The following is a 25,763-nucleotide window of genomic DNA, read 5'->3' on the forward strand; positions in this document are numbered from 1 at the left end:
TCCGTCATGACCTCATCCAGACAGGACCGAATCGCGGCACTGCCCGCCGAACTGCGGGAGAAGCTGCGCAGCAGGCTGGCGGGCGCGGCCGGGCGGAGCGAGGCGATCCCGGTGGCCGAACGCGGCCGCCCGCTTCCGCTGTCGTTCTCCCAGCGGCGGCTGTGGTTCCTCAGCAGGCTCAACCCCGGCGACCCCGAGTACAACAGCGCGCTGGCCCTGCGGCTGCGCGGCGAGCTCGACGTGCCCGCGCTCGCCGCGGCGCTGGCGGCGCTGGTGGCGCGGCACGAATCGCTGCGCACCACCTTCGACGAGGTGGACGGCGAAGGCGTGCAGCTCGTCCACCCGCCGTTCGGCGTGCCGCTGCCCGTGGTGGACACCCCCGCCGAGGACCTCGACGCCGTGCTGGCCGAGGAGTACTCACGCCCGTTCGACCTGCGGCGCGGGCCGCTGGTGCGGGCGCTGCTGGCGCGGGTCGGGCCGCGAGAGCACGTCCTGCTGCTGTGCGTGCACCACATCGTCACCGACGGCGGGTCGATGGGCGTACTCACCGAGGAACTGGCCGCGCTCTACAACTCCGGCGAGGCCGCTGAGCTGCCGCCGCTGCCGGTCCAGTACGCCGACTTCGCGGCGTGGCAACGCGAACGCGGCGACGGCACGGACCATCTGGACTACTGGCGCGCGAAGCTCGCGGACCTGCGACCGCTGGAGCTGCCCACCGATCGGCCCCGGCCGCCGGAGCGCACCACCGAGGGCGCGGTCCGGGAGTTCACCCTGCCCGGCGGCACCGCGGCGCGGCTGGCCGAGCTGGCCCGCGAGGGCGGCACCACCCTGTTCACCGTCGTCCTCGCGGCCTGCCAGGTGCTGCTGGCCCGCTACTCGGGGCAGGAGGACGTGGCCGTGGGCACGGTGGTGCAGGGCCGGGAGAGACCCGAGGTGCGGCGCGTGGTGGGATTCTTCGTCAACACCGTCGTGCTCCGCTCCACTGTGGACACGCGGGGCACGTTCCGCGAGCTGCTCGCCGCCGTCCGGGAGACGGTGCTCGACGCGTTCGCGCACGACGTCCCGTTCGAGCGGCTGGTCGACGCCGTGCACGCCGACCGCGACCCGAGCCGCAACCCGCTGTTCGACGTGATGGTGCTGCTGCACGGCGCTTCGGGCGAGCAGCCCGCCTTCGCCGGACTGGACACCGAGGACGTCACGGTCGCGCGCAGGTCGTCGAACTTCGACCTGAGCCTGGAGTTCGAGGAACGCGACGGGACACTCGCCGGGAGCGTCGAGTACAGCACTGCCCTGTTCGACGCGGACACCATCGACCGCCTGGTGGCGCACCTCTCGGTGCTGCTGGAGTCCGTCGCCGCCGAACCGGACCGCCGCCTCGCGGACCTGCCGCTGACCGCCGGCGAGGAACGCGGCCTCCGCGGACCGTCGCTCGACGTGCCGGACACCACGGTGGTGGACCTGCTCGAAGCGCGGGCCGAAGCCTGGCCGCACGACACCGCGCTGGTCTTCCGCGGCGAGTCGCTGACCTACGCGGAGCTGGTCCGGCGCGTGCACGGGCTGGCCGGGGAGCTGGTGCGGCGGGGCGCCGGCCCGGAGCGGGTGGTCGCGGTCCTGCTGCCGCGGTCGGCCGAGTCCGTGGTGGCGTTGTTCGCGGTCCTCAAGGCGGGCGCGGTCTACCTGCCGGTGGACCCGGAACTGCCCGGGGAGCGCATCCGGACCGTGCTGCGGGACGCGGATCCCGCCGTGGTGCTGCGGGAGATCGCCGAGGCTCCGGCGGAGCTTCCCGGACCACGGCCGGACCAGGCCGCGTACATCATCTACACCTCCGGCTCGACCGGAACGCCCAAGGGCGTGGTGGTCGAGCACCGCGCCCTGACCAACCTGGTGATCAACCACCGCCGGGTGTTCGGCGGGAAGCGGCTGCGGGTGGCGTTGACGGCGGCGCTGTCGTTCGACACCTCGTGGGAGGGGCCGCTGCTGATGGCCGACGGTCATGAGCTGCACTTGATCGACGACGACACCCGGCTCGACCCCATGGCGCTGACTCGGTACGTCCGCGAGCACCGCATCGACTTCCTCGACGTCACGCCGTCCTACCTCCAGCAGCTGCTGCCCGCCGGGATCCTGGACAACGGCCCGAAGCACCTGATGCTCGGCGGGGAGGCGCTGGGCGAGGCGCTGTGGCACGAGGTGCGTGACCTGCCCGGCACCACCGCCTACAACTATTACGGCCCCACCGAGTCCACAGTGGACGCCGTTGGTACCACGGTGACCGGGGACCACCCGACCATCGGGCGCCCGCTGGGCAACCTCAGCGCCTACGTGCTCGACGCGTCGCTGTCCCCGGTGCCGGCCGGCGTGCCAGGACAGCTGTACCTGGGTGGCGCGCAGCTCGCGCGCGGCTACCTCGGCAAGCCCGGGCTGACCGCCGACCGCTTCCCGCCCGATCCGTTCGGCGAGCCCGGCAGCCGGATGTACGCGACCGGCGACCTCGTCCGGGAGACCGCCGACGGCCGGCTGGACTACCGCGGCCGCCTCGACGAGCAGGTCAAGATCCGCGGGTTCCGCATCGAACCGGGCGAGGTCGAAACCGCGCTGCTGCGCCATCCCGCAGTGGCCGGGGCCGCGGTGGTGGCCCGCGCGGGTCGGCTGGTGGCCTACTGCGTGCCCGCCGGGGAGGAGCCCGCCGCCGGGGAGCTGCGGGAGTTCCTGAGCGCGTCGCTGCCCGCCTACCTCGTGCCTTCGGCGTTCGTGACGCTGCCCCGGCTGCCCCTCACCCGCAGCGGCAAACTCGACCAGGCCGCGCTGCCCGAACCGGACTTCTCCGCGCGTGGCTCGTATGTGGCCCCACGGACGGACAACGAGCGTCTCGTGACGGCGGTGTGGGCCGACGTGCTCGGTGTCGAGCGCGTGGGCGTCGAGGACAACTTCTTCGACCTCGGCGGCGACTCGCTGCTCGGCATCCGGGTGATCTCCCGCCTGCGCGCCGCGCTCGGTGCCGATGTGCCCGCGCGGCTGCTGTTCACCGCGCCGACGCCGGAACGGCTCGCCGCCGCCCTGCCCCAGGCGGGCGTCGTGGAGGCCATTCCGGTGCTGGCGCGCGAAAACGGCGGGCTGACCGCGCCGTTGTCGTTCGCCCAGCAGCGGTTGTGGTTCCTCGACGAGTTCGAGCCCGGCAGCACGGAGTACGTCTCGCCGACCGCGTTGCGGCTGCGCGGCGACCTGGACGTCGAGGCGCTGAACTCGGCGCTGACCGCGCTCGTCGCGCGGCACGAGTCCCTGCGCACCACCTTCGACGCCGTCGACGGGCACGGCGTGCAGATCGTCCACCCGCCGTACGAGGTCCGCGTTCCGCTGACCGTCCTGAATGGACGTTCGCTGGAAGCCGTGCTCGCCGAGGTGGCGACCGAGCCGTTCGACCTGCGCGCCGGTCCGCTGCTGCGCACCCGGCTCGTCCGCCTGGCGCCCGACGACCACGTGCTCACGCTGGTGCTGCACCACATCGTCACCGACGGCTGGTCCACCGGCATCCTGGTGAGCGAGCTGAGCGCACTCTACGCCGGGGCCGGGCTGCCGGAACTGCCGATCCAGTACGCCGACTTCGCGGTGTGGCAGCGCGAGCGGCTGACCGGCGCCGTGCTCGACGAGCAGCTCGCCTACTGGCGCCGCCGCCTCGAAGACGTGCCGCCGCTCGAACTGCCCACCGACCGGCCCCGGCCCGCCGTGCGCACCAACTCCGGCGCCCTGCTGGAGTTCCCCATCCCGGCCGCGACCACCGCACGGCTCAAGGAGCTGTCCCGCCGGTCCGACGGCACGCTGTTCATGACGCTGCTCGCCGCCTGCCAGCTGCTGCTGTCCCGCTGGTCCGGGCAGGACGACATCGCCGTGGGCACGGTCGTGTCCGGGCGCGAGCGGACCGAGCTGGAAGGGCTCGTCGGGTTCTTCGTCAACACCCTCGTGCTGCGCTCCACAGTGGACACCGCACGGACGTTCGGGGAGTTCCTCGCCGAGGTGCGTGAGACGACGCTCGACGCGTTCGCACACCAGGACGTCCCGTTCGACCGCGTCGTCGACGACCTGCAGCCGGTCCGCGACACCAGCCGCACCCCGCTGTGCCAGGTGATGGTGGTGCTGCACAACACCCCCGGCGCCGAACCCGCGCTGCCCGGCCTCGCCGTCGAGGAGCTGGCGCCGCCACTGGTGACCGCGGCCTTCGACCTGATGATCCAGTTCCAGGAGGCGGGCGGGCGGCTCGACGTGGTGGTGAACTACAACACCGACCTGTTCGACGCCACCACCGTGGCGCGGATGGCGGGCTGGCTGCGCGTCCTGCTCGACGGCGTCGCCGCGGCCGCCGACCGGCCGCTGGCACGGCTGCCGTGGCTCACCGGCCCCGAGCGCGAACAGGTGCTGCGGGAGTGGAACGGGCACGGAACACCCGAGCCCGCGGGCACGCTGCCGTCGCTGTTCGAGGCGCAGGCGCGCCGGACCCCGGAGGCCGTCGCGGTCACCTGCGGCCGGACCGAGCTGACCTACCGGGAGCTCAACGAGCGCGCCAACCGCCTCGCGCACCGGCTGATCGAGCGGGGAGCGGGACCGGAGCGCCTCGTCGCGCTCGTGCTGCCACGCTCGCCCGAGCTGCTCGTGGCCGTGCTGGCGGTGCTCAAGTCCGGCGCCGGCTACCTGCCGCTCGACCCGGCGTATCCCGAGGCGCGCATCCAGGGCGTGCTTGCCGATGCCCAGCCCGTCCTCGTGCTCGACAGCCTGGAAGCCGTGCGGGACAACGAAAACCAGCCGTCGACCGACCCGTCCGGCGGTGCGGCCCCGGACAACGTCGCGTACGTCATCTACACCTCCGGCTCGACCGGCAAACCCAAGGGGGTGCTGATCCCGCACCGCAACGTGACGCGGCTGTTCTCGTCCACAAAGGACTGGTTCGGCTTCGGCGACCGCGACGTGTGGACGCTGTTCCACTCCTACGCCTTCGACTTCTCCGTGTGGGAGATGTGGGGCGCGCTGCTGCACGGCGGCCGGCTGGTCGTCGTCGGCCAGGACGTCGTGCGCTCGCCCGAGGACTTCCTCGCCCTGCTCGCCGAGCAGAAGGTCACCGTCCTCAACCAGACGCCGTCCGCGTTCTACCAGCTGGTGCAGGCCGACCGCGAACACCGGCCCGAGCTGGCGCTGCGGTACGTGGTCTTCGGCGGCGAGGCGCTCGACCCCGGCCGCCTGGCGCCCTGGTACGAACGGCATCCGGAGCGCCCGGCCCTGATCAACATGTACGGGATCACCGAGACCACCGTGCACGTGACGTACCAGCTGCTCGGCCCCAGCGGCGCGGCCGGCAGCCCCATCGGCGTGCCCATTCCGGACCTGCGGACCTATGTGCTCGACCACACGCTCTCCCCGGTTCCGGCGGGAGTCACCGGCGAGTTGTACGTGGCGGGCGCGGGACTGGCCCGCGGCTACCTCGGCCGCCCGGGCCTGACGGCGGCGCGGTTCCTGGCCGACCCGTTCGGCGAGCCGGGCAGCCGGATGTACCGCACCGGCGACCTCGTCCGGTGGAACTTGACTGGAGTACTGGAATATCTTGGCCGCGCGGACGCGCAGGTGAAGATCCGCGGGTTCCGCATCGAGCCCGGCGAGATCGAGGCCGCGCTCGTCGCGCACCCGGACCTCGCCGAGTCCGTCGTGCTGGCGCACGAGGCGGGCGGCACGCGGCGGCTCGTCGCGTACCTGGTGCCCGCGCCGGGCTCGGCCGTGCCGGGCACCAGCGTGCTGCGGGAGTTCCTCGGCCGGTCGCTGCCCGCCCACCTGGTGCCCGCGGTGTTCGTCGGGCTGGAGTCGCTCCCCTTGACGCCCAACGGGAAGCTCGACCGCAAGGCGCTGCCGGAGCCGGGCGCCGCGAGCGAACCGGGCAGCCGGTTCGTCCCGCCGCGCACAGCCGCGGAACGCGAGCTGGCGGGCATCTGGTCGCAGGTGCTCGGCGTCGAGCAGGTCGGCGCGGAGGACAACTTCTTCGGCCTCGGGGGCGACTCGATCCTGAGCATCCAGGTCGTGTCGAAGGCCCGGCAGGCGGGCCTGGCCCTGTCGTCGAAGGACATCTTCCTGCACCAGACGCTCGCCGAGCTGGCGGCGGTCGTCTCGGCCGGCACGGCGCCCGCGCCCGTGGCGCCCGCCGAACCGGCCGGACCCGCGCCGCTGGGCCCGATCCAGTCGTGGTTCACCGAAAGCGGGCTGGACCGCGACCACTTCACGATGTCCGTCCACATCGGACTCGACCCGGAGGTCGACGTTCCCGCACTGCGCGCGGCGCTGGCCGCGGTGACCCGGCGGCACGACGCCCTGCGGATGCGGTTCACCCGTGCGGCGGGGGAGTGGTTGCAGGAACCGGCGCCCGCCGAGGAGAACGAGCTGCGGGTCGTCGAGCTGGACGACCTCGACGAGGATGTGCTGCAGGCAGAGGCGTTGCGGGCACAGCAATCCCTGGACATCACCGCCGGGCCGCTGTGGCGCGCGATCCTGTTCCGGCCCAGGACGGCGCCGCCGCGGCTGTTCCTCACCGTGCACCACCTGGTGATGGACGGCGTGTCGTGGCGCATCCTGCTCGACGACCTGGAAACCGCTTACCGGGGCGGGGAGCTCGCCCCGGTGGGCACGTCGTTCCCGCACTGGGCGCGGTCCTTGGCCGAGCACGTGCGCTCGGGACACCTCGACGAAGACCTCGAACACTGGAAGGCGGTGTTCGGCGGCACGCAGCCGGAGCTTCCCGTGGACCGGCCGGGACCGAACACGGCTGCCTCGGCGCGCACGGTCTCGGTGAGCCTGAGCCGCGAGGAGACCAGCGCGCTGCTGCACGACGTGCCCGCCGCGTACCGCACACAGGTCAACGACGTCCTGCTGGGCGCGCTCGGCCGAGTGCTGGCCGAGTGGACCGGCCGCGACCGGGTGCTCGTCGCGATGGAGGGGCACGGGCGGGAGGACCTGGTCGAGGGGCTCGACGTGTCCCGCACCATCGGCTGGTTCACCGCGCAGTACCCGGTCGCGCTCGGGCTGCGCCCGGACGCGGGCTGGGGCGAGGAGCTCAAGTCCGTCAAGGAACAGCTGCGTGCGGTCCCGCACAAGGGCGTGGGCTACGAGGCGCTGCGCTACCTCAGCCGCGAAGGCTCGTCCGGCACCCTCCTGCGGGACGACCCGTCGCCGCGGATCTCCTTCAACTACCACGGGCAGTGGGATGTCGCGCCCGGCGGGCACGGGCTGTTCCGCGAACGCCACGAGAGCCTCGGGCACGACTCCGCGCCCGGCAACGAGCGGACCTACCTGCTCGACGTCATCGGCGTCGTCGAAGCCGGGCAGCTGCGGCTGACGTGGGAGTACTCGGCGGACGTGCACGAGGAGACCACGGTCCGCGGGCTCGCCGAGCGCACCGCGGGCGCGCTGCGCGAGATCGTCGCGCACTGCGCGGAACCGGGCACCGGGGGCCGCACGCCCTCGGACTTCCCGCTGGCGCGCCTCGACCAGGCGGCGGTCGACCGGATCGCGGGCGACGGCCGCACCGTCGAGGAGATCTACCCGCTGACCCCGCTGCAGGCCGGGATGGTGTTCCACAGCCTCGTCGACACCACCTCGACCGCCTACTTCGACCAGTTCCGCCTGCGCCTGCGGGGCGTGTCCGACCCGGAACTGCTCGCGCGGGCGTGGCAGCAGGTCGTGGACCGCACGCCGGTCCTGCGCAGCAGCGTCGTGTGGGAGGGCGTCGCCGAGCCGCTGCAGGTCGTGCACCGCGTGCGGGTGCCCGTGCGCCACTTCGACTGGCGCGGGCGGGCGGACCAGGAGCGGGCACTGGCGGAGCTGCTCGCGGCCGACCTGGCCGAAGGCCTGGACCTGACCACCCCGCCGCTGATGCGGCTGGCGCTCGTGCGCCTGGCCGACGACGAGGTGCAGGTGGTGTGGACCTCGCACCACGTGCTGCTCGACGGCTGGAGCGTCGCCCAGGTGATCGGCGAGGTGTGCGAGCGGTATTCCGCGCTGGCGGCCGGGCGCGCGCCGGAAGTGCCGTCGCGGCGGCCGTTCCGCGACTACCTGGCCTGGCTGGCGGAGCAGGACCGGCAGGAGGCCGAACGGTACTGGCGCCGCGTCCTCGGCGACTTCGCCGCCCCGACGCCCCTGCCGTACGACCGGCCGCCGCTGGAAGCGCACCGCGCCGAGTCGGGCGAGATGGTGCTGGCCGAGCTGTCGCCGCAGGAGTCGCGGCAGCTGCACGTGATGGCGAAGCGCAACGCCCTCACCGTGCACACGGTCGTGCAGGGCGCGTGGGCGTTGCTGCTGTCGCGCTACAGCGGCGACTCCGACGTGGTGTTCGGCACGACAGTGTCCGGCAGGCCCGAAGAACTCGCCGGGGTCGAGTCGATGATCGGCATGTTCATCAACACCGTGCCCACCCGGCTGGAGGTGCACCCGCGGCAGGACGTGGCCTCGTGGCTGCGGGAGACGCAGGCGGCGCAGGCCGAGTCGCGCCGGTTCGACTTCCTGTCGCTGGCACAGGTGCAAAGCCTCAGTGCGGTGGCACCGGGCAGCGCGCTGTTCGACAGCGTGGTGGTGTTCGAGAACTACCCGGTCGACGAGACGACCGGGGCGGGCGCCATCGAGGTCCGCGACGTGAGCTCCCTCGACACCACCAGCTACCCGCTGAACCTGACCGCGTACCTGCACGACCACCTGGTGCTGGAGTTGGCGTACGACCCGCGGCTGTTCGACGCGGCCACGGCGCGGCGCCTGGCCGGGCAGCTGACGGCACTCGTCCGGCAGATCACCGCGAACCCGGACCGGCGGGTGGCCGAGCTGTCGCTGCTGTCGGAGGACGAGCGGCACCAGGTGCTGCGGGAGTGGAACGACTCCGCGCTCGACGTACCCGCGACGACCGTGCTGGACGTGTTCGAGGACACGGTGGCCCGCAGTCCACACGAGACCGCGCTGGTGTGCCGCGACACCGTCCTGGACTTCGCGGAACTGGACGCGCGGGCGGACCGGCTGGCCCGGCACCTCGCCGCGCGTGGCGCCGGGCCGGAACGCGTCGTCGCGGTGGTGCTGCCCCGCTCGGTGGAGGCCGTCGTCGCGATCCTCGCGATCTTCAAGACCGGCGCGGCACACCTGCCGGTCGACCCCGGGCTGCCCGCCGAACGCCTCGACTGGCTGCTGCGCGACGCGGGCGCCGCCGTGGTGCTCGACGACCTCGCCGAGGTCCGCGAGTGGTGCGCCCGGCCCGGACCGGAGGTGGCACTGAGCGGCGCCAGTCCCGACCAGGCCGCGTACGTCATCTACACCTCGGGTTCCACCGGGACCCCGAAGGGCGTCGTGATCGAACACCGGGGGCTGGCGAACCTGCTGGCCGACCACCGCCGCACGTTCATCCCCGACCCCGCGGACACCCGGCTGCGGGTGGCGCTGACCGCGACGCTGTCGTTCGACACGTCGTGGGAGGCGCTGCTGCTCGGGCTCGCGGGTCACGAGCTGCACCTGCTCGACGACGACACCCGCCTCGATCCCCGTGCCGTCGCGTCCACTGTGGACGAGCAACGGATCGACCTGCTCGACGTGACCCCGTCGTACCTGCGGCAGCTGCTGCCCGCCGGGCTGCTCGACGGCACGCACCGGCCGGGCACGCTGCTGGTCGGCGGCGAAGCGACCGGCGAGGCGTTGTGGCGCGAGCTGAGCGCGTTGCCCGGCATCGCCGTCCACAACTACTACGGCCCCACCGAGGTCACCGTCGACGCCGTCGGCTGCCCGGTGACGGGCGACCGCCCGCTCATCGGCAGGCCGCTGGCGAACGTCCAGGCGTACGTGCTGGACGAGACGCTGTCGCCGGTGCCGCCCGGGGTGCCCGGCGAGCTGCACCTCGCCGGGGTCCAGCTGGCCCGCGGCTACCTCGGGCGTCCCGGCCTGACCGCCGACCGGTTCCTCGCGAACCCCTTCGGCGAGCCGGGTTCGCGGCTTTACCGCACCGGCGACCGCGTCCGCTGGACCGCGGACGGGCGGCTGGACTACCTCGGCCGGACCGACGACCAGGTCAAGATCCGCGGTTTCCGCGTGGAGCCGGGGGAGATCGAAGCGGTCCTGCTCGGCCATCCCGCGGTCGCCGAGGCGGCGGTCGTCGCCCGCGAGGACCAGCCGGGCGACCGGCGGCTCGTCGCCTACGTCGTACCGGACGGCGCGGCGCCGGAACCGGCCGCACTGCGTGCCTGGCTGCGCCGCTCGCTGCCCGCGCACCTCGTGCCCTCGGCGTTCGTGGTGCTCGGCCGGCTGCCGCTGACCCGCAACGGCAAACTCGACCGCCGCGCGCTTCCGGCGCCCGAGGGCAGACCGGAAGGTACCCCCTACGCGCCACCGCGGACGGCCGCGGAACGGGAGGTCGCCGCGATCTGGGCCGACGTGCTCGGCGTGCGCCGCGCCGGGGTGGCGGACAACTTCTTCGAGCTGGGCGGCGACTCGATCCTCAGCATGCGGATCGTGTCGCGGGTGCGGGAGGTCTTCGGCGTGCACGTGTCGCCGCGCGCGGTGTTCAGCACGCCGGTCCTCGGCGACTTCGCCGCCGCGCTGCCGGACCACGTCACCGGGCCGACGATCCCGGCCGCGCCGCGGGGCGGCCCGCTACCGCTTTCGTTCGCCCAGCAGCGGTTGTGGTTCCTCGACGAGTTCGAGCCCGGCAGCACCGAATACGTGTCGCCGACCGCGTTGCGGCTGCGCGGCGCGCTCGACACCGGCGCGCTCGACGCCGCGCTGACCGCGCTGGTCGCCCGGCACGAGTCGCTGCGAACCACCTTCGACGCGGTCGACGGCCGCGGGGTCCAGGTGATCGGCGAGCCCTACCAGGTCCACGTCCCGGTGACCGACCTCGGTGCCCAGGAACTGGACGCGGCCCTGCGGGAGGAGGTGCTGCGGCCGTTCGACCTGCGCACGGGCCCGCTGCTGCGGGCGCGGCTCTTCCGGCTCGCGCCGGACGAGCACGTGCTCACGCTGGTGCTGCACCACATCGTCACCGACGGCTGGTCCGCCGGCGTCCTGGTGGACGAGCTGAGCGCCCTCTACGCCGGGGCCGAGCTGCCGGAACTGCCGATCCAGTACGCCGATTTCGCCGTGTGGCAACGGGAAGTCCTCGACGGCGACCTGCTGGAGGACCAGCTGGGCTACTGGCGCGAGCAGCTGTCGGACGTGCCCCCGCTGGAGCTGCCCACCGACCGGCCCCGCCCCGCCACCCGCACCACCGGCGGCGACTGGCTCGACTTCGACGTCCCGGCGCCGGTCGCCGAGGGGCTCCGGGAGCTGGCGGGCAGCCAGGACGGCACGCTGTTCATGACGCTCGCCGCCGCCTGCCAGGTCCTGCTCAGCCGCTGGTCCGGGCAGGACGACGTCGCGGTCGGCACGGTCACCTCCGGCCGCGAGCGCCCGGAGCTGGAGCGGCTGATCGGGTTCTTCGTCAACACGCTGGTACTGCGGTCCACTGTGGACGGTGCGCTGTCGTTCCGCGAGTTCCTCTCCCGCGTGCGGGAGACCGTGCTGGATGCCTTCGCCCACCAGGACGTGCCGTTCGAACGCGTCGTGGACGCCGTGCAGCCGGTGCGCGACCCCAGCCGCACCCCGCTGTTCCAGGTGATGGTCGCGCTGCAGAACATCGGTGGCCAGGACTCCGGCGGGCTGCTGGACGCCGAGGAACTGCCCCTGCCCGCGGTGACCGCCGCCTTCGACCTGCTGGTGCAGTTCGAGGAGCACGACGGCGGCCTGCGTGGCGCGATCAACTACAACACCGGGCTGTTCGACCGCGCCACGATCGAGCGGGTGGCCGGCTGGCTGCGGCTGGTGCTCGAAGCCGTCGCGGCCGACCCCGACCGGCCGCTGGCCGAGCTGTCCCTGCTGACCGGCGGCGAGCGCCACCACGTGCTCCACACGCTCAACGACACCGCGCACCCGCTCGAAGAGACCGTGCTGCCGCGCCTGCTGCGTGGTGCCGACCCCGGCGCGGTCGCGGTGCTCGACGGGGACACCACGCTCACCTACGGCGAACTGGACCGGCGCGCCAACCGCCTGGCCCACCGGCTCGTGGCGCGGGGCGCCGGACCGGAGGAACGAGTGGCCGTGCTCCTGCCGAACTCCGCCGAGCTGCTGGTGGCGCTGCTGGCGGTGCTCAAGTCCGGCGCCGCCTTCGTGCCGGTGGACCCGGCCTACCCGCCGGACCGCATCGCGTACCTGCTCGAAGACGCCAAGCCGAAGGTGGTGCTCGACAGTCGTGAGTCCATTATGGACACCGATGGGCTGCCGGAACACGAGCCGGTCGTGCCGCTGCGGCCGGACCACCCGGCGTACGTCATCTACACCTCCGGCTCCACCGGACGGCCCAAGGGCGTGGTGACGACCCACCGCGCCGCGCTGAACTACCTGCGCTGGGTGGCGCACGCCTACCCCTCGCTGGGCGGGGTCGCGGTGCTGCATTCCTCGGCGGCGTTCGACCTCACGGTGACCACGCTCTTCGGCCCGCTCCTGGCCGGCGGGCGGATCCGGGTGGCCGAGCTGGCCGAGCACCCGCCGGGCGCGCAGTGCGAGTTCCTCAAGGCCACCCCGGGCCACCTGCCGATGCTCGGCGTGCTGCCCGAGGACCTCTCACCCACCGGCGAGCTCGTCGTGGGCGGGGAACAGCTGCTCGGCGACGTCGTGAACGGCTGGCGCGCCGGGCACCCGGGCGCGACGGTGATCAACGAGTACGGCCCGACCGAGACCACGGTCGGCTGCATGGAGTACCGGATCGAGCCCGGCACGCCCGTCGCCGACGGGCCGGTGCCCATCGGCCACCCCATCTGGAACACCCGGCTCTACGTGCTCGACGGCGCGCTGAACCCGGTGCCGCCCGGCGTGCCCGGGCAGCTGTACGTCGCCGGGGACGGGCTCGCCCGCGGATACCTCGCCCGCCCGGGCCTCACCGCCGCGGCCTTCCTCGCCTGCCCGTTCGGCCCGGGCCGCATGTACCGCACCGGCGACAGGGTGCTCCGCCGGGATGACGGCGAGCTGGTCTACCTCGGACGGGCCGACGACCAGGTCAAGATCCGCGGGTTCCGGATCGAGCCGGGCGAGGTCGAAGCCGTGCTGCGGCGCCATCCCGCGGTCGCCGAGGCCGCCGTGGTGGCGCGGGAGGACGACGGGCACCGGCGGCTGGCCGCCTACCTGGTACCCCGGGGCGAAGCCCCGGACAGCGGTGCGCTGCGGCAGTTCCTCGGCGCCGCGCTGCCCGAGTACCTGGTGCCGCCGGACTTCGTGGTCCTCGACGCGCTTCCGCTCAACCGCAACGGAAAGCTCGACCGCCGAGCCCTGCCCGCGCCGGACGCGCCGGCCCCCGGCGAGGGTTTCGTCCCGCCGGACGGCCCGGTGGAGACGACGCTCGCCGGGATCTGGGCGCGGGTGCTCGGCCGCGAGCGGATCGGCGCCCGCGACAACTTCTTCGAGCTCGGCGGGGACTCGATCCTGAGCATCCAGGTGGTGCACCGGGCCCGCCAGGCCGGGCTGCGCCTGACGTCGAAGGCGCTGTTCTCCCACCAGACCGTCGCGGAGCTGGCGAAGGTGGTGACGCCCGCCGAAACGCGGCCGGTGGAGCGGGAACCGGTGACCGGACCGGTGCCGCTGACGCCGATCCAGCGGTGGTTCTTCGACGTGCACACCGTGAACCCGCGGCACTTCAACCAGTCCGTGCTCCTGGAACTGGACCCCGCGGTGGACCCGGACGCGCTGGAACGCGCGCTCGAAGCGATCGTGGCGCACCACGACGCGCTGCGGCTGCGGTTCGAGCAGCGCGACGGCGAGTGGCACCAGGACAACGCTCCCGTCGAACCGGTGCGCATGCTCACCCGGGCACCGGCGGGGCACCTGGAACGGGTCGCGGACGAGGTCCAGGCCGGGTTCGACCTGTCCTCGCCGCCCCTGCTCAGGGCAGTCCTGTTCGAGCGCGCGGAGGGGCCGCTGCTGTTCCTGGCCGCGCACCACCTGGTGATCGACACCGTGTCGTGGCGGATCCTGCTGGAGGACCTCGACCAGGCCTACCGGCAGACCGCCCGGGGCGCCGCCGCCGACCTCGGGACGAAGACCACGTCGTTCCGCGACTGGGCGGTCCGGCTGCGGGAGTTCGTCGAAGCCGGGGGCCTCGACCACGAACGGGAGCACTGGGCGCGCGCGCTGCCCGGGTGCGAGCTGCCCGTGGACCGGGCCACCCCGGTCCCGGGTACGCCGGTCGAAGCGGTGACCGTGGAGGTGAACGCGGAGGACACCGGCGCGCTGCTGCGGTCCGCGCCCGCCGCCTACCGCACGCGGGTCAACGACGTGCTGCTGGCGGCGCTCGCGTGGGCGCTCGCCCGCTGGACCGGCGAGCCCACCGTCGCGATCGACCTGGAGGGGCACGGGCGTGAGGAGCTGTTCGACGGCGTCGACCTCACCCGCACCGTCGGCTGGTTCACCACGCTGTTCCCGCTGGCGCTCGAAGTACCGCCCGAAGCGAGCTGGCGGGATCTCGTGAAGTCCGTGCGCAGACAGCTGAGAGCGGTACCCGGCAACGGGTTCGGCTTCGGCGCCCTGCGGTGGTTCCGGTTCCCCGAGCTCGGCGGGCGGACCCCGGGAATCGCGTTCAACTACCTCGGCCAGGGCGACGACGCCACCCCGGCCGGCCTCTACCGCGGCGCCCTGCCGACGGCGGGCCGCGAACAGGATCCCGCGAACCCGCCGGGCCACCTGCTGGAGGTGGTGGGCGGCGTCCAGCACGGGCGGCTCGGCTTCTCCTGGTTCCACCGGCCCGACCTGCACGATCGGTCCACAGTGGAGCGAGTCGCGGGGGACTTCGCCGAGGCGCTGCACCGGATGGCGCGGGACTGCCGGGGTGAGGGCCGATGACCACGTTGCTTTCGCGCAACCGCGACTACCGCCTGCTGTGGGGCGGGCAGGTGTTCTCCGAGACCGGGTTCAGCACGTCCATGATCGCGTTCCCGCTGCTGGTGCTGGCCGTCACCGGGTCGGCGGCGCAGTCCGGCCTGGTGCTCGGCGCCGTCGCGGTGGCCCAGCTGGTGGCCGGGCTGCCCGCCGGGGCGCTGGTGGACCGCTGGAACCGCAAGCGGATCATGCTGGTCTGCGAGGCGGTGCAGGCGCTCGCGGCGGCCTCCCTGCTCGCCGCGTTGTGGTGGGGCGTGGCGAGCGTGCTGCAACTGGTCGCCGTCGCCGCGGTGATGGGCCTGTGCCGCGCGCTGTTCGAACCCGCCGAAGAAGCCAGCCTGCCGCGCCTGGTCACCGTCGAACAGGTGCCCTCGGCGGTGGCGATGAACGCGGCGCGGTCCAACGCCGGCCAGCTGTCGGGCACCGCGCTCGGCGGGTTCCTCTTCGCGCTCGGCCGGGCGATACCGTTCGTCTTCGACGTGCTCACCCACGTGGTGGCGTTCTTCGCGCTGCTGTTCGTCCGGCTGCCGGTGGCGGTGACCGAACGGGCCCCCGCCCGGCACCTGGGCCGCGAGATCCTCGCCGGGCTGCGGTGGGTGTGGCACCAGCCGCAGGTGCGGGTCACCGCGCTGTGCGCGATCAGCCTGAACCTGTTCTTCAGCGCCTACTACCTGGTGATCATCGTGCTCGCGGCCACGCGCGGCGTGCCCTCGGGCGAGATCGGCGTGATGGCGGCCATGCTCGGCGGCGGAGGCATCCTCGGCGCGCTGGCGGCGCCGTACCTGCACCGCAGGTTCAGCCCGTACACGCTGATCATCGGCGTGTTCTGGGCGCTGACCGTGCTCACCCCGCTCGCCGTGTTCGTCAGGAGTGGCTACCTGATGGGCGTGCTGTTCGCGGCGATGGCGTTCCTGCCGCCCGCGGCCAACACGACGATCAGCACCTACCAGCTGCTGCTCACCCCGGACGGGATGCGTGGCAGGCTCGGCGGAGTCCTCGGCGTCGCCGGCGGGGTGGCGGCCGCGGCCGGACCCGCGCTCGGCGGCTGGCTGGTCGACGCGCTGCCCGGCACCACCGCCGTGCTGGTGTGCGCCGGGGCGATCACGGTCGTCACCCTGCTGGCGACCTGCCACCCCGTGCTCCGCCGCTTCCCCCGGACCCTCGAACCCGAACCGGAGTTCGCCGACAGGAAAGGAAATCCCGATGGATGAGGACGGCACCTTCCAGGTACTGGTCAACGACGAGGAGCAGTACTCGCTGTGGCCCGCGGACAAGGAGGTCCCGGCGGGCTGGCGGCCCGACGGCACGCGCGGCACGCGGCAGGAGTGCATGGACCACGTCGACCGGGTGTGGACCGACATGCGCCCGCGGAGCCTCCGGGAGCGGATGGCAGCCGAGCACCAGGGCTGAGTTCGCGGACCGGCTGGGGGTGGGTGGCTTCGGTGCTTGGTCCCTGAAGCCATTCGCTCACCGGAGCCGCACGTCAGCCCCGGCGCGCAGGAACACCGGGATGTGCTCGCGCACCACCGGGACGCTCACGGTCTCCCCGCCACCGTGAGTGGTTCCGGTCCACGCGTCGACCCACTCCGCGCCCGCCGGCAGGTACACCTCCCGCGCGGTCGCCCCGGGCGCGAGGACCGGGGCCACCAGGATGTCCGGCCCCAGCAGGAACTCGTCGTCGACCTCCCACGCGCGCGCGTCGGCGGGGAACTGGAGGAACACCGGCCGCAGCGGGGGCAGGCCCTGCTCGTGCGCGGCGCGCAGCTGCGTCATCAGGTACGGGCGCAGCCGCTCGCGCAGGCGCAGGCAGTTGGCGATCAGCTCGTAGGCCTCCTCGCCGTAGGACCACACCTCGTTCGGCCCGCCCTCCATCTCCGGGCCGAACGGGGTGCGCGGGTCGCGGTAGCCGTGCAGCCGGAACAGCGGGCAGAACACGCCGTACTGGAACCAGCGCACCATCAGCTCGCGGTACTCCGGCGAGCCGGGGTCGCCGCCGTGGAAACCGCCGATGTCCGTGGTCCACCACGGAATTCCGGACAGCGCCACGTTCAGCCCCGCCCGCACCTGCGCCCGCAGCGACTCCCACGTCGCCGGGATGTCACCGGACCACAGCGCGGCGCCGTAGCGCTGGCTGCCCGCCCACGCCGACCGGCACAGCAGCACCACCTCGTCGTCGCCCTCGCCGTGCAGGCCCTCGGCGAACGCGCGCGCGTGCGCCATCGGGTAGAGGTTGAACACCTCCGAGCCGGGCCCGGCGTGAAAGCGCAGGTTCTGCGGATGCCCGGGCTGGATCTCCGGCTCGCACGCGTCGAGCCACCACACGCGCACACCCTTGTCGTAGTAGTTCCGCTTCACCGTGCGCCACAGGAACTCCCGCGCCGCGGGGTTGGTGGGGTCGTAGAACGCGACGGGCAGCTTCGTGTCGAACCCCTTGTCCTTCCACGGCGCGTGGAACGGCACGCCCTGTTCGGTGCCCGCGAGCAGGCCCTCGTTCAGCAGGTGCGGGTAGTTCTCCGACAGCGGGCTCACCGACGGCCAGACCGACACCATCAGCTTGACGCCCAGCTCGTCCAGCTCGGCGATCATGGCGTCCGGGTCGGGCCACTCCGCCGGGTCGAACCGCCAGTCGCCCAGGTGGGTCCAGTGGAAGAAGTCCGTGACGATGACCGACAGCGGCAGGCCGCGCCGCTTGTGCTCGCGTGCGACGGCGAGCAACTCTTCCTGCGTGCGGTAACGCAACTTCGACTGCCAGAACCCGGCGGCCCACTCGGGCAGCATCGGCGCGTGCCCGGTGGCGTCGGCGTAGCGGGACAGGATGCCCGCCGGGGTGGCGGCCGCGGTGACCCAGTAGTCGATCTGGCGCGCGCTGTCGGCCACCCAGCGCGTGCCGTTCTCCGCCAGCTCCACCCGGCCGACGGCGGGCAGATTCCACAAGAAGCCGTAGCCGCGGCTGGAGAGCAGGAACGGGATCGACACCTCCGCGTTGCGCTGCACCAGGTCCAGGACCAGGCCCTTCTGGTCCAGCCGTCCGTGCGTGTGCTGCCCGAGACCGTAGAGCCGCTCGCCCTCGTACGCCGCGAACCGCTGCTCCAGGCGCGCGTAACCGTTGCCCGTGGCGGAGAACAGGCGCGCGCCGGGCCACCAGAAGTGCGCCCGCTCCTCGGCGAGCAGCTCCTCGCCGCTGCAGGTGCGCACGAACCGCAGGAGCGCGGAGTCGCCCGTGTCGGACTCGGCGATCTCCACGATCGCCGTGAGGCCGCCGTTCACCAGCCGCCCCTCCCGCTCCTCGGTGGTGACGGTGACGTCGGTGGGCTTGGGCGGGACGAGCGCGCCCGGCACGTCGTCGAGGATGGTGTGCTGCCCGGCACGCACGCGCACGCTGTCGGGGCCCCACGGCTCGACGCGCAGCACCTCGTGCTGCACGGTCACTTCGAGCACCCGGCCGTCCTCACGAATGGTGATCACGCTTGAATTCCTCTCTACGTACGGGTGGGCCGTCAGCTCGCACCGCTGCGGGTTCTGAGGTGGCTCCTGGCGAGGACAGCGCCGACGTGGTGAACCGGCGTTCATGAGGAGGCGATCCCACAGCCAGGGGCCGCCTCAGGTTCCGCTACTCGCACCGGCAAGCAGGCTGATTCCAGTGGTCATTTCCTAGTCCTTGACCGCGCCGCTGGTCATACCGGCGACGACGTAACGCTGGGCGAGCACGAGGAGAATCGCCGCGGGGATCGAGGCGAGCACCGCCGTGGCGAGCACGCTGTTCCAGTCCGCGGTGTTGTTGCCGACGAAGCGGTAGATGCCGACCGTGACCGGCTGGAACGACTGGCCCGTGGTCAGGGTGACCGCGAACAGGAAGTCCGCCCACGCGAACAGGAACGAGAACAGCCCGGCGGTGATCATCGCGTTGCGGCTCAGCGGCACGATGATCGCGGTGAACGTCCGCCAGTACCCGGCGCCCTCGACGCGCGCCGCCTCGGTCAGCTCCTTCGGGATCGCGAGCATGAACGCCCGCAGCACCAGCACCGCGAACGGGACCGTCGCGGTCGCGTCCGCCAGCACCAGCCCGACGTAGCTGTCGATCAGCCCCAGGCTGGAGAACACCGCGTACAGCGAGTTCGCCATCACGATGCCGGGGATCATCTGCACGATCAGCAGCGCGAACACGACCGCGGGCCGCGCGCGCATCCGCAGCTGCGCCAGCGCGTACGCCGCGGGCATGGCGATCGCGAGCGACACCACCACCGTGCCGAGCGCGACGATCAGGCTCGACACCAGGTGCGGGCCCTGCGACGCGAGCGCCTGCCGGTAGCCGGAGAGGGTGCCGGAGAACGGGAACAGCTCGGGGGAGGGCCGCAACAGCGCGCCGCTGGGCTGGAACGAGGCGTTGACCATCCAGTACAACGGAAACAGCAGCACGACGACGATCAGCACGCCCAACACGGTCCGGCTCCTCATGCCGCCACCTCAGCCAGGCTTTCCCGCGCCGAACGCAGGTAGAGCAGGCCGAACGCCGTCGCCACGAGGATGAGGATGTTGCCCACCGCCGCGCCCTGGCCGAACGAGAAGCTGGAGAACGACAGGCTGTAGGACCACGTGGTGAGCGTCTGGGTCGCGTTCGCCGGTCCGCCGCCGGTCATCACCATGATCACGTCGAAGACCTTGACGGTGTAGACCAGCCCGAGCATCAGTACCACGCCGGTGACCGGCCGCAGCAGGGGCCACGTGACGTACCGGAAGCGCTGCCACGCGTTCGCCCCGTCCAGCGCGGCCGCCTCGTACAGCGAATCCGGAATCGCCCGCAGCCCGCCGTGCAGCAGCACGAGGTTGAACGGCACGCCGATCCAGATGTTGGTCAGGATCACCGCGGGCAGCGCCCAGCTCGTGCTCGTCAGCCACGGCACGCCGGGCAGGTGCACGGCGCGCAGCGCGGCGTTGAGGATGCCGTGGTCCTGGTCGAACATCCACCGCCACACCGCGCCGCTCACCACCAGCGGCAGCAGCCACGGCAGCAGGAGCAGCGCGCGCAGCACGTTCCCGCCGGGGAAGCGGCGGTTGAAGAACAACGCGAGCGCGAGCCCGATGCCGAACTGGAAGACGATGGAGCCCACGGTGAACAGCACGGTGTTGAGCACCGCCGTGCCGAACAGCGGGTTGCGCAGCACCGCCGCGTAGTTCGCGAAGCCGGTGAACGGCGCTTCGCCGGTGTAGAACGACTTCACGGTGAACTCGCGCAGGCTCATCGACACGTTGTTCACCAGCGGATACCCGAAGAACACGACGAGGTAGACCAGTGCGGGGGCGAGGAACCCGAGTGCGGCCCAGTGCGGGCGCCGCCGCCGGCGGGAACGGGGCGGGGCCGCCGAGACGGCCCCGCCCGTGGCCACCCAGGTCACGACCCGGCCGCCTGCTGCGCCTCCTGCAGCGCCTGCGCCGGGCTCTTCTGCCCGGCCAGCGCGGCCTGGATCGCGTTGCCGAGCGCGGTGGACAACGGCTGGTACTTGTCGCCCAGCTCGGCCGTCCGCGAACGCGCGGTGGCGACCTCGTCGGCGAACGACTTCATCGCCGGGTACTGCTGCACGTACTTCGCGGCGACGTCCTGTTTCGCCGGCACCAGCGAGTGGTCCTTGTCCCACTGCAGCATGTTCTGCTCCGACAGCAGGCAGTTCAGCACCTTGCCCGCGGCGGCCTGCGCGTCGCCGCTCGTCACCGGGATCGTGCCGATCTCCCCACCGAGCGCGACGACGGGCTTGCCCCCGGCCTGCGGCACCGGGATCGGCACGATGCCGTAGTGCAGCGCGGTGTCGGCGTCGAGCTTGTTGAGGTTCCACGAGCCGTTGATCATCATCGCCGCGTTGCCCGCGGCGAACTGGTCGGCCACGTCGTTCTGGTTCCAGTTCAGCACGGACTTCGACGCCGAGCCCGCCGACACCAGGTCGGTCACGAACTGCAGCGCCTGCACCGCCTGCGGGGAGTCCACCTTGGACAGATCGGCCCCGTTGCTCCAGAAGAACGGCAGGTACTGCCACGTGCCTTCCTCGGACGGGATGGCGGAGAACGCGAGCCCGTACTTGCCGTCCTTCGTCAGCTTCGCGGCGGCCGCCTTCAGTTCGTCCCAAGTGGACGGTGGCTGCACGCCGGCCGCGGCGAGGAGGTCCTTGTTGTAGAACAGGGCCAGTCCGTTGACGCCGGGCGCGAGCCCGTACACCTTCCCCTGATAGGTCCCGGCCTTGACGATGCTGTCGTAGTAGCCGTCGGTGCTGATGCCGTAGTCGGTCACCGGCGTGAGCGCCCCGGTGGCGGCCACCTGCTGCACCGTCGGGTTGTCGGTGAACAGCAGGTTCGGCAGCGTGCGGGACGCGGCGCCCTGCAGCACCTTCGGCAGCAGCTGGCTGGTCGGCACGCTCTGGCGGTCGATCTTGACCCCGGTCTGCTGCGCGCAGCTGTCGAGGTTGCGCTGCCAGGCGGCCGAGCCCTCCTGGTCGGTGTAGTAGTCGAGCTCGGTGATCGACGTGGCCGAGCCGGACGGGGACCCGCCGCCCGGGCTCGGGGTGCAGGCCGCGGCGAGCAGCACGACGGCCGTCGTGAGGACGACGCGGTGGCACCACTTCGGTGTGGGCATGGTTCTCCTTACCGGGGTGGGGGAGCGGTGCTTTCGCGGCGGGTGAGCCGCGGCGACAGCAGGCGGGTCTCCGGGGTGGCCTCGCCGCCGAGCTGGGACATGGTCATCGCGACGGCGAGCTCGCCGATCTCGTCGGCGGGGATCGTGATGGTGGTGAGCGTGACGGCGTGGTTGCCGGCCATGGAGTCCGGGCACACCGCGAGCACCGACACGTCCTCGGGCACGCGCAGCCCGCGCTGGCGCAGGTCCGACAGCACCGGCCCGAGCACGGCCTCGTTCTGCACCACCAGCGCGGTCAGGTCCGGGTTCTCGGCGAACAGCTCGTCCAGGCAAGCGCGGGTCTGCTCGTAGGAGTGGCCGCACGGCCGGGCGCCCGCGCGGAGCCCGGCGTCGGCCGCCGCCTGGTGGAACCCGCGCAGGAACCGGTCGGCGAAGCTCGTGCCGCGTTCGTAGACCGCCGGTGACGGCCCGACGAGCCCGGCCGAGGCGTGGCCCAGTTCCGCGAGGTGGCGCACGGCGACCGCACCGGCGGCCTGGAAGTCGAGGTCGACGCAGCTCAGGCCGGTCGCGTGGTCGGGCGTACCGATGAGCACCACCGGGCGGTCCAGCGCGAGCAGCATCGGCACCCGCGGGTCGGCGGACTCGACGTCCATCACCAGCAGCGCGTCCGCCAGCGCCGAGCCGACCACGCGCTTGAGCCCGTCCGCGCCCTCGTCCTTGGTCAGCAGCAGGACGTCGTGGTCGTGCCGGCGGGCGGCGGTGGTGACGGCGGCGACGAACTGCATGACCACCGCGACGTTGAGGTCGGTGCGCAGCGGGATCACCAGCGCGAGCACCTGCGTCTTGCTGCTGGCCAGCGCCCGCGCCCCGGCGTGGGGGTGGTAGCCGAGCCTGCGGATGCTCTGCTCGACCAGCCTGCGGGTCTCGGCGGAGATGGACCGTTTGCCCGACAGGACGTAGGAAACCGTGCTGGGCGCGACCCCGGCCGCACGAGCGACGTCGTTGATCGTCACCATCGCGGCTCCTTCACCGGCTGTCGAAGCGTATCGACAGCGGCCGAAGGTAGAGAGCCCTTTCCCGGCTGTCAAGACCGCTTTCCCGCGGCGGTTCCGTCGAATTCGTCGAACCCCCAGTTCGCGGGCTCGTCCCTGGTCAGCAGGCCGGAACCGGCCCTTGACCGGCGCGGCGCGGGGCTGGGATAGTCGCTGCTCGCTCCGCCTCGATCCCGATCGAATCGATTCGACTGGAGGGCCGGCCGATGACGTTCAGCCTTTCCCGCAGGCGCCTGCTCCAGGCCACCGCGGCCGCCATTCCCGTCGCGGCGGTGGCGCCGCGCACCGGGACGAGCTCTCCGTTCCGCGACCCGGACCTGCCGCTGGCACCACGGCTGGCCGACCTGCTGTCCCGGCTGACGCTGGACGAGAAGATCTCCCTGTTGCACCAGTACCAGCCCGCCATTCCGCGCCTGGGCATCGGCCGGTTCAAGACCGGCACCGAAGCGCTGCACGGGGTGGCCTGGACCACCGACATCGACAACGGCGGCGCGGTCGTCACCGCGAAGGGCACCACGTTCCCGCAGGCCATCGGGCTCGGCAACACCTGGGATCCCGCACTGCTGCGGCGGATCGGCACGGTCGTCGGCACCGAGGCCCGCGGCTACCACTCACAGAACTCCGCGCTGTGGAGCCTCAACCTGTGGGCGCCGGTGGTGAACCTGCTGCGCGACCCACGCTGGGGCCGCAACGAGGAGGGCTACTCCGAGGACCCGTACCTCACCGGCCGGCTGTCCACCGCGTACTGCCAGGGCCTGCGTGGCGACGACCCGCGGTACCTGCTGGCTGCCCCGACGCTCAAGCACTACCTGGCCTACAACAACGAGGTCGACCGGACGACGAGCAACTCCTCGGTGCCGCCGGAGATCCTGCACGACTACGACCAGCAGGCGTTCCGGCCCGCGCTCGCCGCCGGTGCCGCCACCGGCGTGATGCCGTCCTACAACCTCGTCAACGGCCGCCCGAACACCGTCAGCCCGGACCTGGACGCCACCGTGCGGTCCTGGTCGCGTGAGGACCTGATGATCGTCAGCGACGCCGGTGCGCCCAGCAACCTGACGGACTCCGAGAAGTACTACGCGACCAAACCCGAGGCCGTCGCTGCGGCGTTGAAGGCCGGGCTGGACAGCTTCACCGACAACGACACGAATTCGAACATCATCCTCGCCGCGGTGCACACCGCGCTCGATCAGGGCCTGCTGGCGGAGTCCGATGTGGACGATGCCGTGCGGCACATCCTGTCGATCCGGTTCCGGCTCGGAGAGTTCGACCCGCCCGGGCGGAACCCGTACGCGGGCATCACGTCGTCCGTCATCGACTCGCCGGAGCACCGGGCACTCGCCCGCCAGGCCGCGCAGGAACAGATCGTGCTGCTGCGCAACGACAACGGCGTGCTGCCACTGGCGGTGAGTCAGAAGATCGCCGTCGTCGGCCCGCTCACCGCGACGCTCTACACCGACTGGTACGGCGGTTCACTGCCCTACGGGATCACGCCGTTGCAGGGCATTTCCGACCGTGTCGCGGCGGTGACCACGTCCGAGGGCGTGGACCGGATCGCCTTGCGGGACAACGCGAGCGGCCGCTACTTGACCGCGTCCTCGTCGCCCGACGGCGGTCCTTTGGTCGCGAGCGGCACCAGCGCGGGGCCCGGGCAGGCGATGGACGTCTTCGACTGGGGCGCGGGCAAGCTGACGCTGCGGACCGTCGCCAACGGCAAGTACCTGTCCTTCGGGCCGGGCCGCACGCTGGTCAACAACGCCGCGCAGCCGAACGGCTGGTACGTCCAGCAGCAGCTCAAGCTCACCGCGCAGCCGGACGGCTACGTCCTGGAGTACGCCGGCAACGACGTGACGGAGTCGTGGTTCGGCACGCAGAAGTACGCCGTGGTCGGCAGCGATGGCACGGTCGCGTTCTCCGCGTCCACTGTGGACACTGCCAGCCGGTTCACCCGTGAGGTGCTCGTCAGCGGGGTGGACGCCGCGGTCGAGGCAGCCCGAGCCGCCGACGCGGCGGTGGTCGTGGTGGGCAGCATGCCGTTCATCAACGGCCGCGAGGCCAACGACCGCACCAGCACCGCCCTCGCCGGCGCCCAGCAGGCCCTGGTCGCGGCCGTGCAGCAGGCGAACCCGAAGACCGTCGTGGTGGTCGAGAACAGCTATCCCACCACCGGCTGGCAGTCGGTGCGTGTGCCCGCGATCCTGTGGACCACCCACGCGGGCCAGGAAACCGGGCGAGCGCTGGCCGACGTGCTGTTCGGCGACGTGAACCCGGGCGGGCGGCTGACGCAGACCTGGTATGCCTCCGACGACCAGCTGCCGAGCATCCTGGACTACGACATCGCCCGGACCGGCATGACCTACCTCTACCACGAGGGCGAGGTGCTCTACCCCTTCGGCTACGGCCTGAGCTACACGTCCTTCCGCTACCACGACCTCCGCGTCGGGCCGTCGTCGGTGACGGTGAACGTGACCAACACCGGCACCCGCGCCGGGGACGACGTCGTGCAGCTCTACGTCCGCCACCGCGAGTCCCGCATCCGGCAGCCGCTCAAGCAACTGCGGGGTTTCGAGCGCGTGAGCCTGCGGCCGGGGGAGACGAAGCGGGTCACGTTCTCCCTGCGGCCGGAAGACCTGGCCTTCTGGGACGTGACCCGCGAACGGTTCGTCGTGGAGGCGGGCGGCTACGACGTCCTGATCGGGCACAACGCTCGTGACATCGCGTTGTCGGCGCCGCTGTTCGTGCCGGGGGAGAGGATTCCGCCGCGGAACGTCGCGACGACCACTCCCGCGCAGAACTTCGACGACTACTCGGGCGCCACCCTGACCGACTACTCGAAGGCGGCGGGCACCTCGGTGGCGGTGACCTCCGGCAGCTGGCTCGCCTACCGCGATGCCGCCCTTTCCACCGCACAGCGCCGTTTCACCCTGTCCGCGTCCAAAGAGGACGCCGGAGTCACCCGTGCCACGGTACGGCTGGACTCCCCGTCGGGCCGGATCCTGGGCACGCTCAGCATCGCGAGCACGGGTGACCACTACCGGTACGCCGACTTCGCGGCCGAACTGGCGCCGCCGACGGGCAGGCACGACCTGTACCTGACCTTCGACGGCGCCGCGAACGTGTCGTCGTTCCGGCTGGCGTGA

Annotated in this window: 9 protein-coding genes; 4 read left to right on the forward strand and 5 right to left on the reverse strand. The window is 72.4% G+C overall.

Annotated features, from left to right (window positions below):
* Positions 1-6 precede the first annotated feature (6 nt).
* From FHX82_RS35375 to FHX82_RS35385, 3 genes are read left to right on the forward strand one after another with little or no spacing between them, the layout of a single operon-like run.
* Entirely contained in the window at positions 7-14,916 is a 14,910-nt protein-coding gene (locus FHX82_RS35375; RefSeq protein ID WP_145933952.1) for a non-ribosomal peptide synthase/polyketide synthase, read from the forward strand.
* The gene (locus FHX82_RS35380; RefSeq protein ID WP_145933950.1) at positions 14,913-16,163 is read left to right on the forward strand and encodes an MFS transporter; all 1,251 of its coding nucleotides are present in this window, start codon (positions 14,913-14,915) and stop codon (positions 16,161-16,163) included. Before FHX82_RS35375 ends, FHX82_RS35380 begins: the two co-directional genes overlap by 4 nt.
* Positions 16,156-16,362, forward strand: coding sequence for an MbtH family protein (locus tag FHX82_RS35385; RefSeq protein ID WP_145933948.1), 207 nt, complete (start codon positions 16,156-16,158; stop codon positions 16,360-16,362). The genes FHX82_RS35380 and FHX82_RS35385 overlap by 8 nt, the downstream gene beginning before the upstream one ends.
* 57 nt (positions 16,363-16,419) lie before the next feature.
* On the opposite strand, the gene FHX82_RS35390 is transcribed toward FHX82_RS35385, so the two are convergent.
* From FHX82_RS35390 to FHX82_RS35410, 5 genes are all read right to left on the reverse strand, one after another.
* Positions 16,420-18,417, reverse strand: a complete 1,998-nt coding sequence (locus tag FHX82_RS35390) for a glycoside hydrolase family 31 protein (RefSeq protein WP_145933947.1) — start codon at positions 18,415-18,417, stop codon at positions 16,420-16,422.
* Between the two features lie 186 nt (positions 18,418-18,603).
* Entirely contained in the window at positions 18,604-19,407 is an 804-nt protein-coding gene (locus tag FHX82_RS35395; RefSeq protein WP_145933945.1) for a carbohydrate ABC transporter permease, read from the reverse strand.
* Positions 19,404-20,345, reverse strand: coding sequence for a carbohydrate ABC transporter permease (locus FHX82_RS35400; RefSeq protein WP_229880675.1), 942 nt, complete (start codon positions 20,343-20,345; stop codon positions 19,404-19,406). Before FHX82_RS35400 ends, FHX82_RS35395 begins: the two co-directional genes overlap by 4 nt.
* Complete coding sequence (locus FHX82_RS35405; RefSeq protein ID WP_145933943.1) at positions 20,342-21,571, reverse strand: ABC transporter substrate-binding protein; 1,230 nt, start codon at positions 21,569-21,571, stop codon at positions 20,342-20,344. The genes FHX82_RS35400 and FHX82_RS35405 overlap by 4 nt, the downstream gene beginning before the upstream one ends.
* Positions 21,572-21,579: 8 nt before the next feature.
* On the reverse strand, positions 21,580-22,587 hold the full coding sequence (locus FHX82_RS35410) for a LacI family DNA-binding transcriptional regulator (RefSeq protein ID WP_145933942.1): 1,008 nt from the start codon (positions 22,585-22,587) through the stop codon (positions 21,580-21,582).
* Between the two features lie 242 nt (positions 22,588-22,829).
* Here FHX82_RS35410 and FHX82_RS35415 point away from each other — a divergent pair, with 242 nt between their 5' ends.
* The gene (locus FHX82_RS35415; RefSeq protein WP_145933941.1) at positions 22,830-25,763 is read left to right on the forward strand and encodes a glycoside hydrolase family 3 protein; all 2,934 of its coding nucleotides are present in this window, start codon (positions 22,830-22,832) and stop codon (positions 25,761-25,763) included.

Source organism: Amycolatopsis bartoniae, from assembly GCF_014191255.1.
GTDB lineage: Bacteria > Actinomycetota > Actinomycetes > Mycobacteriales > Pseudonocardiaceae > Amycolatopsis_E > Amycolatopsis_E bartoniae.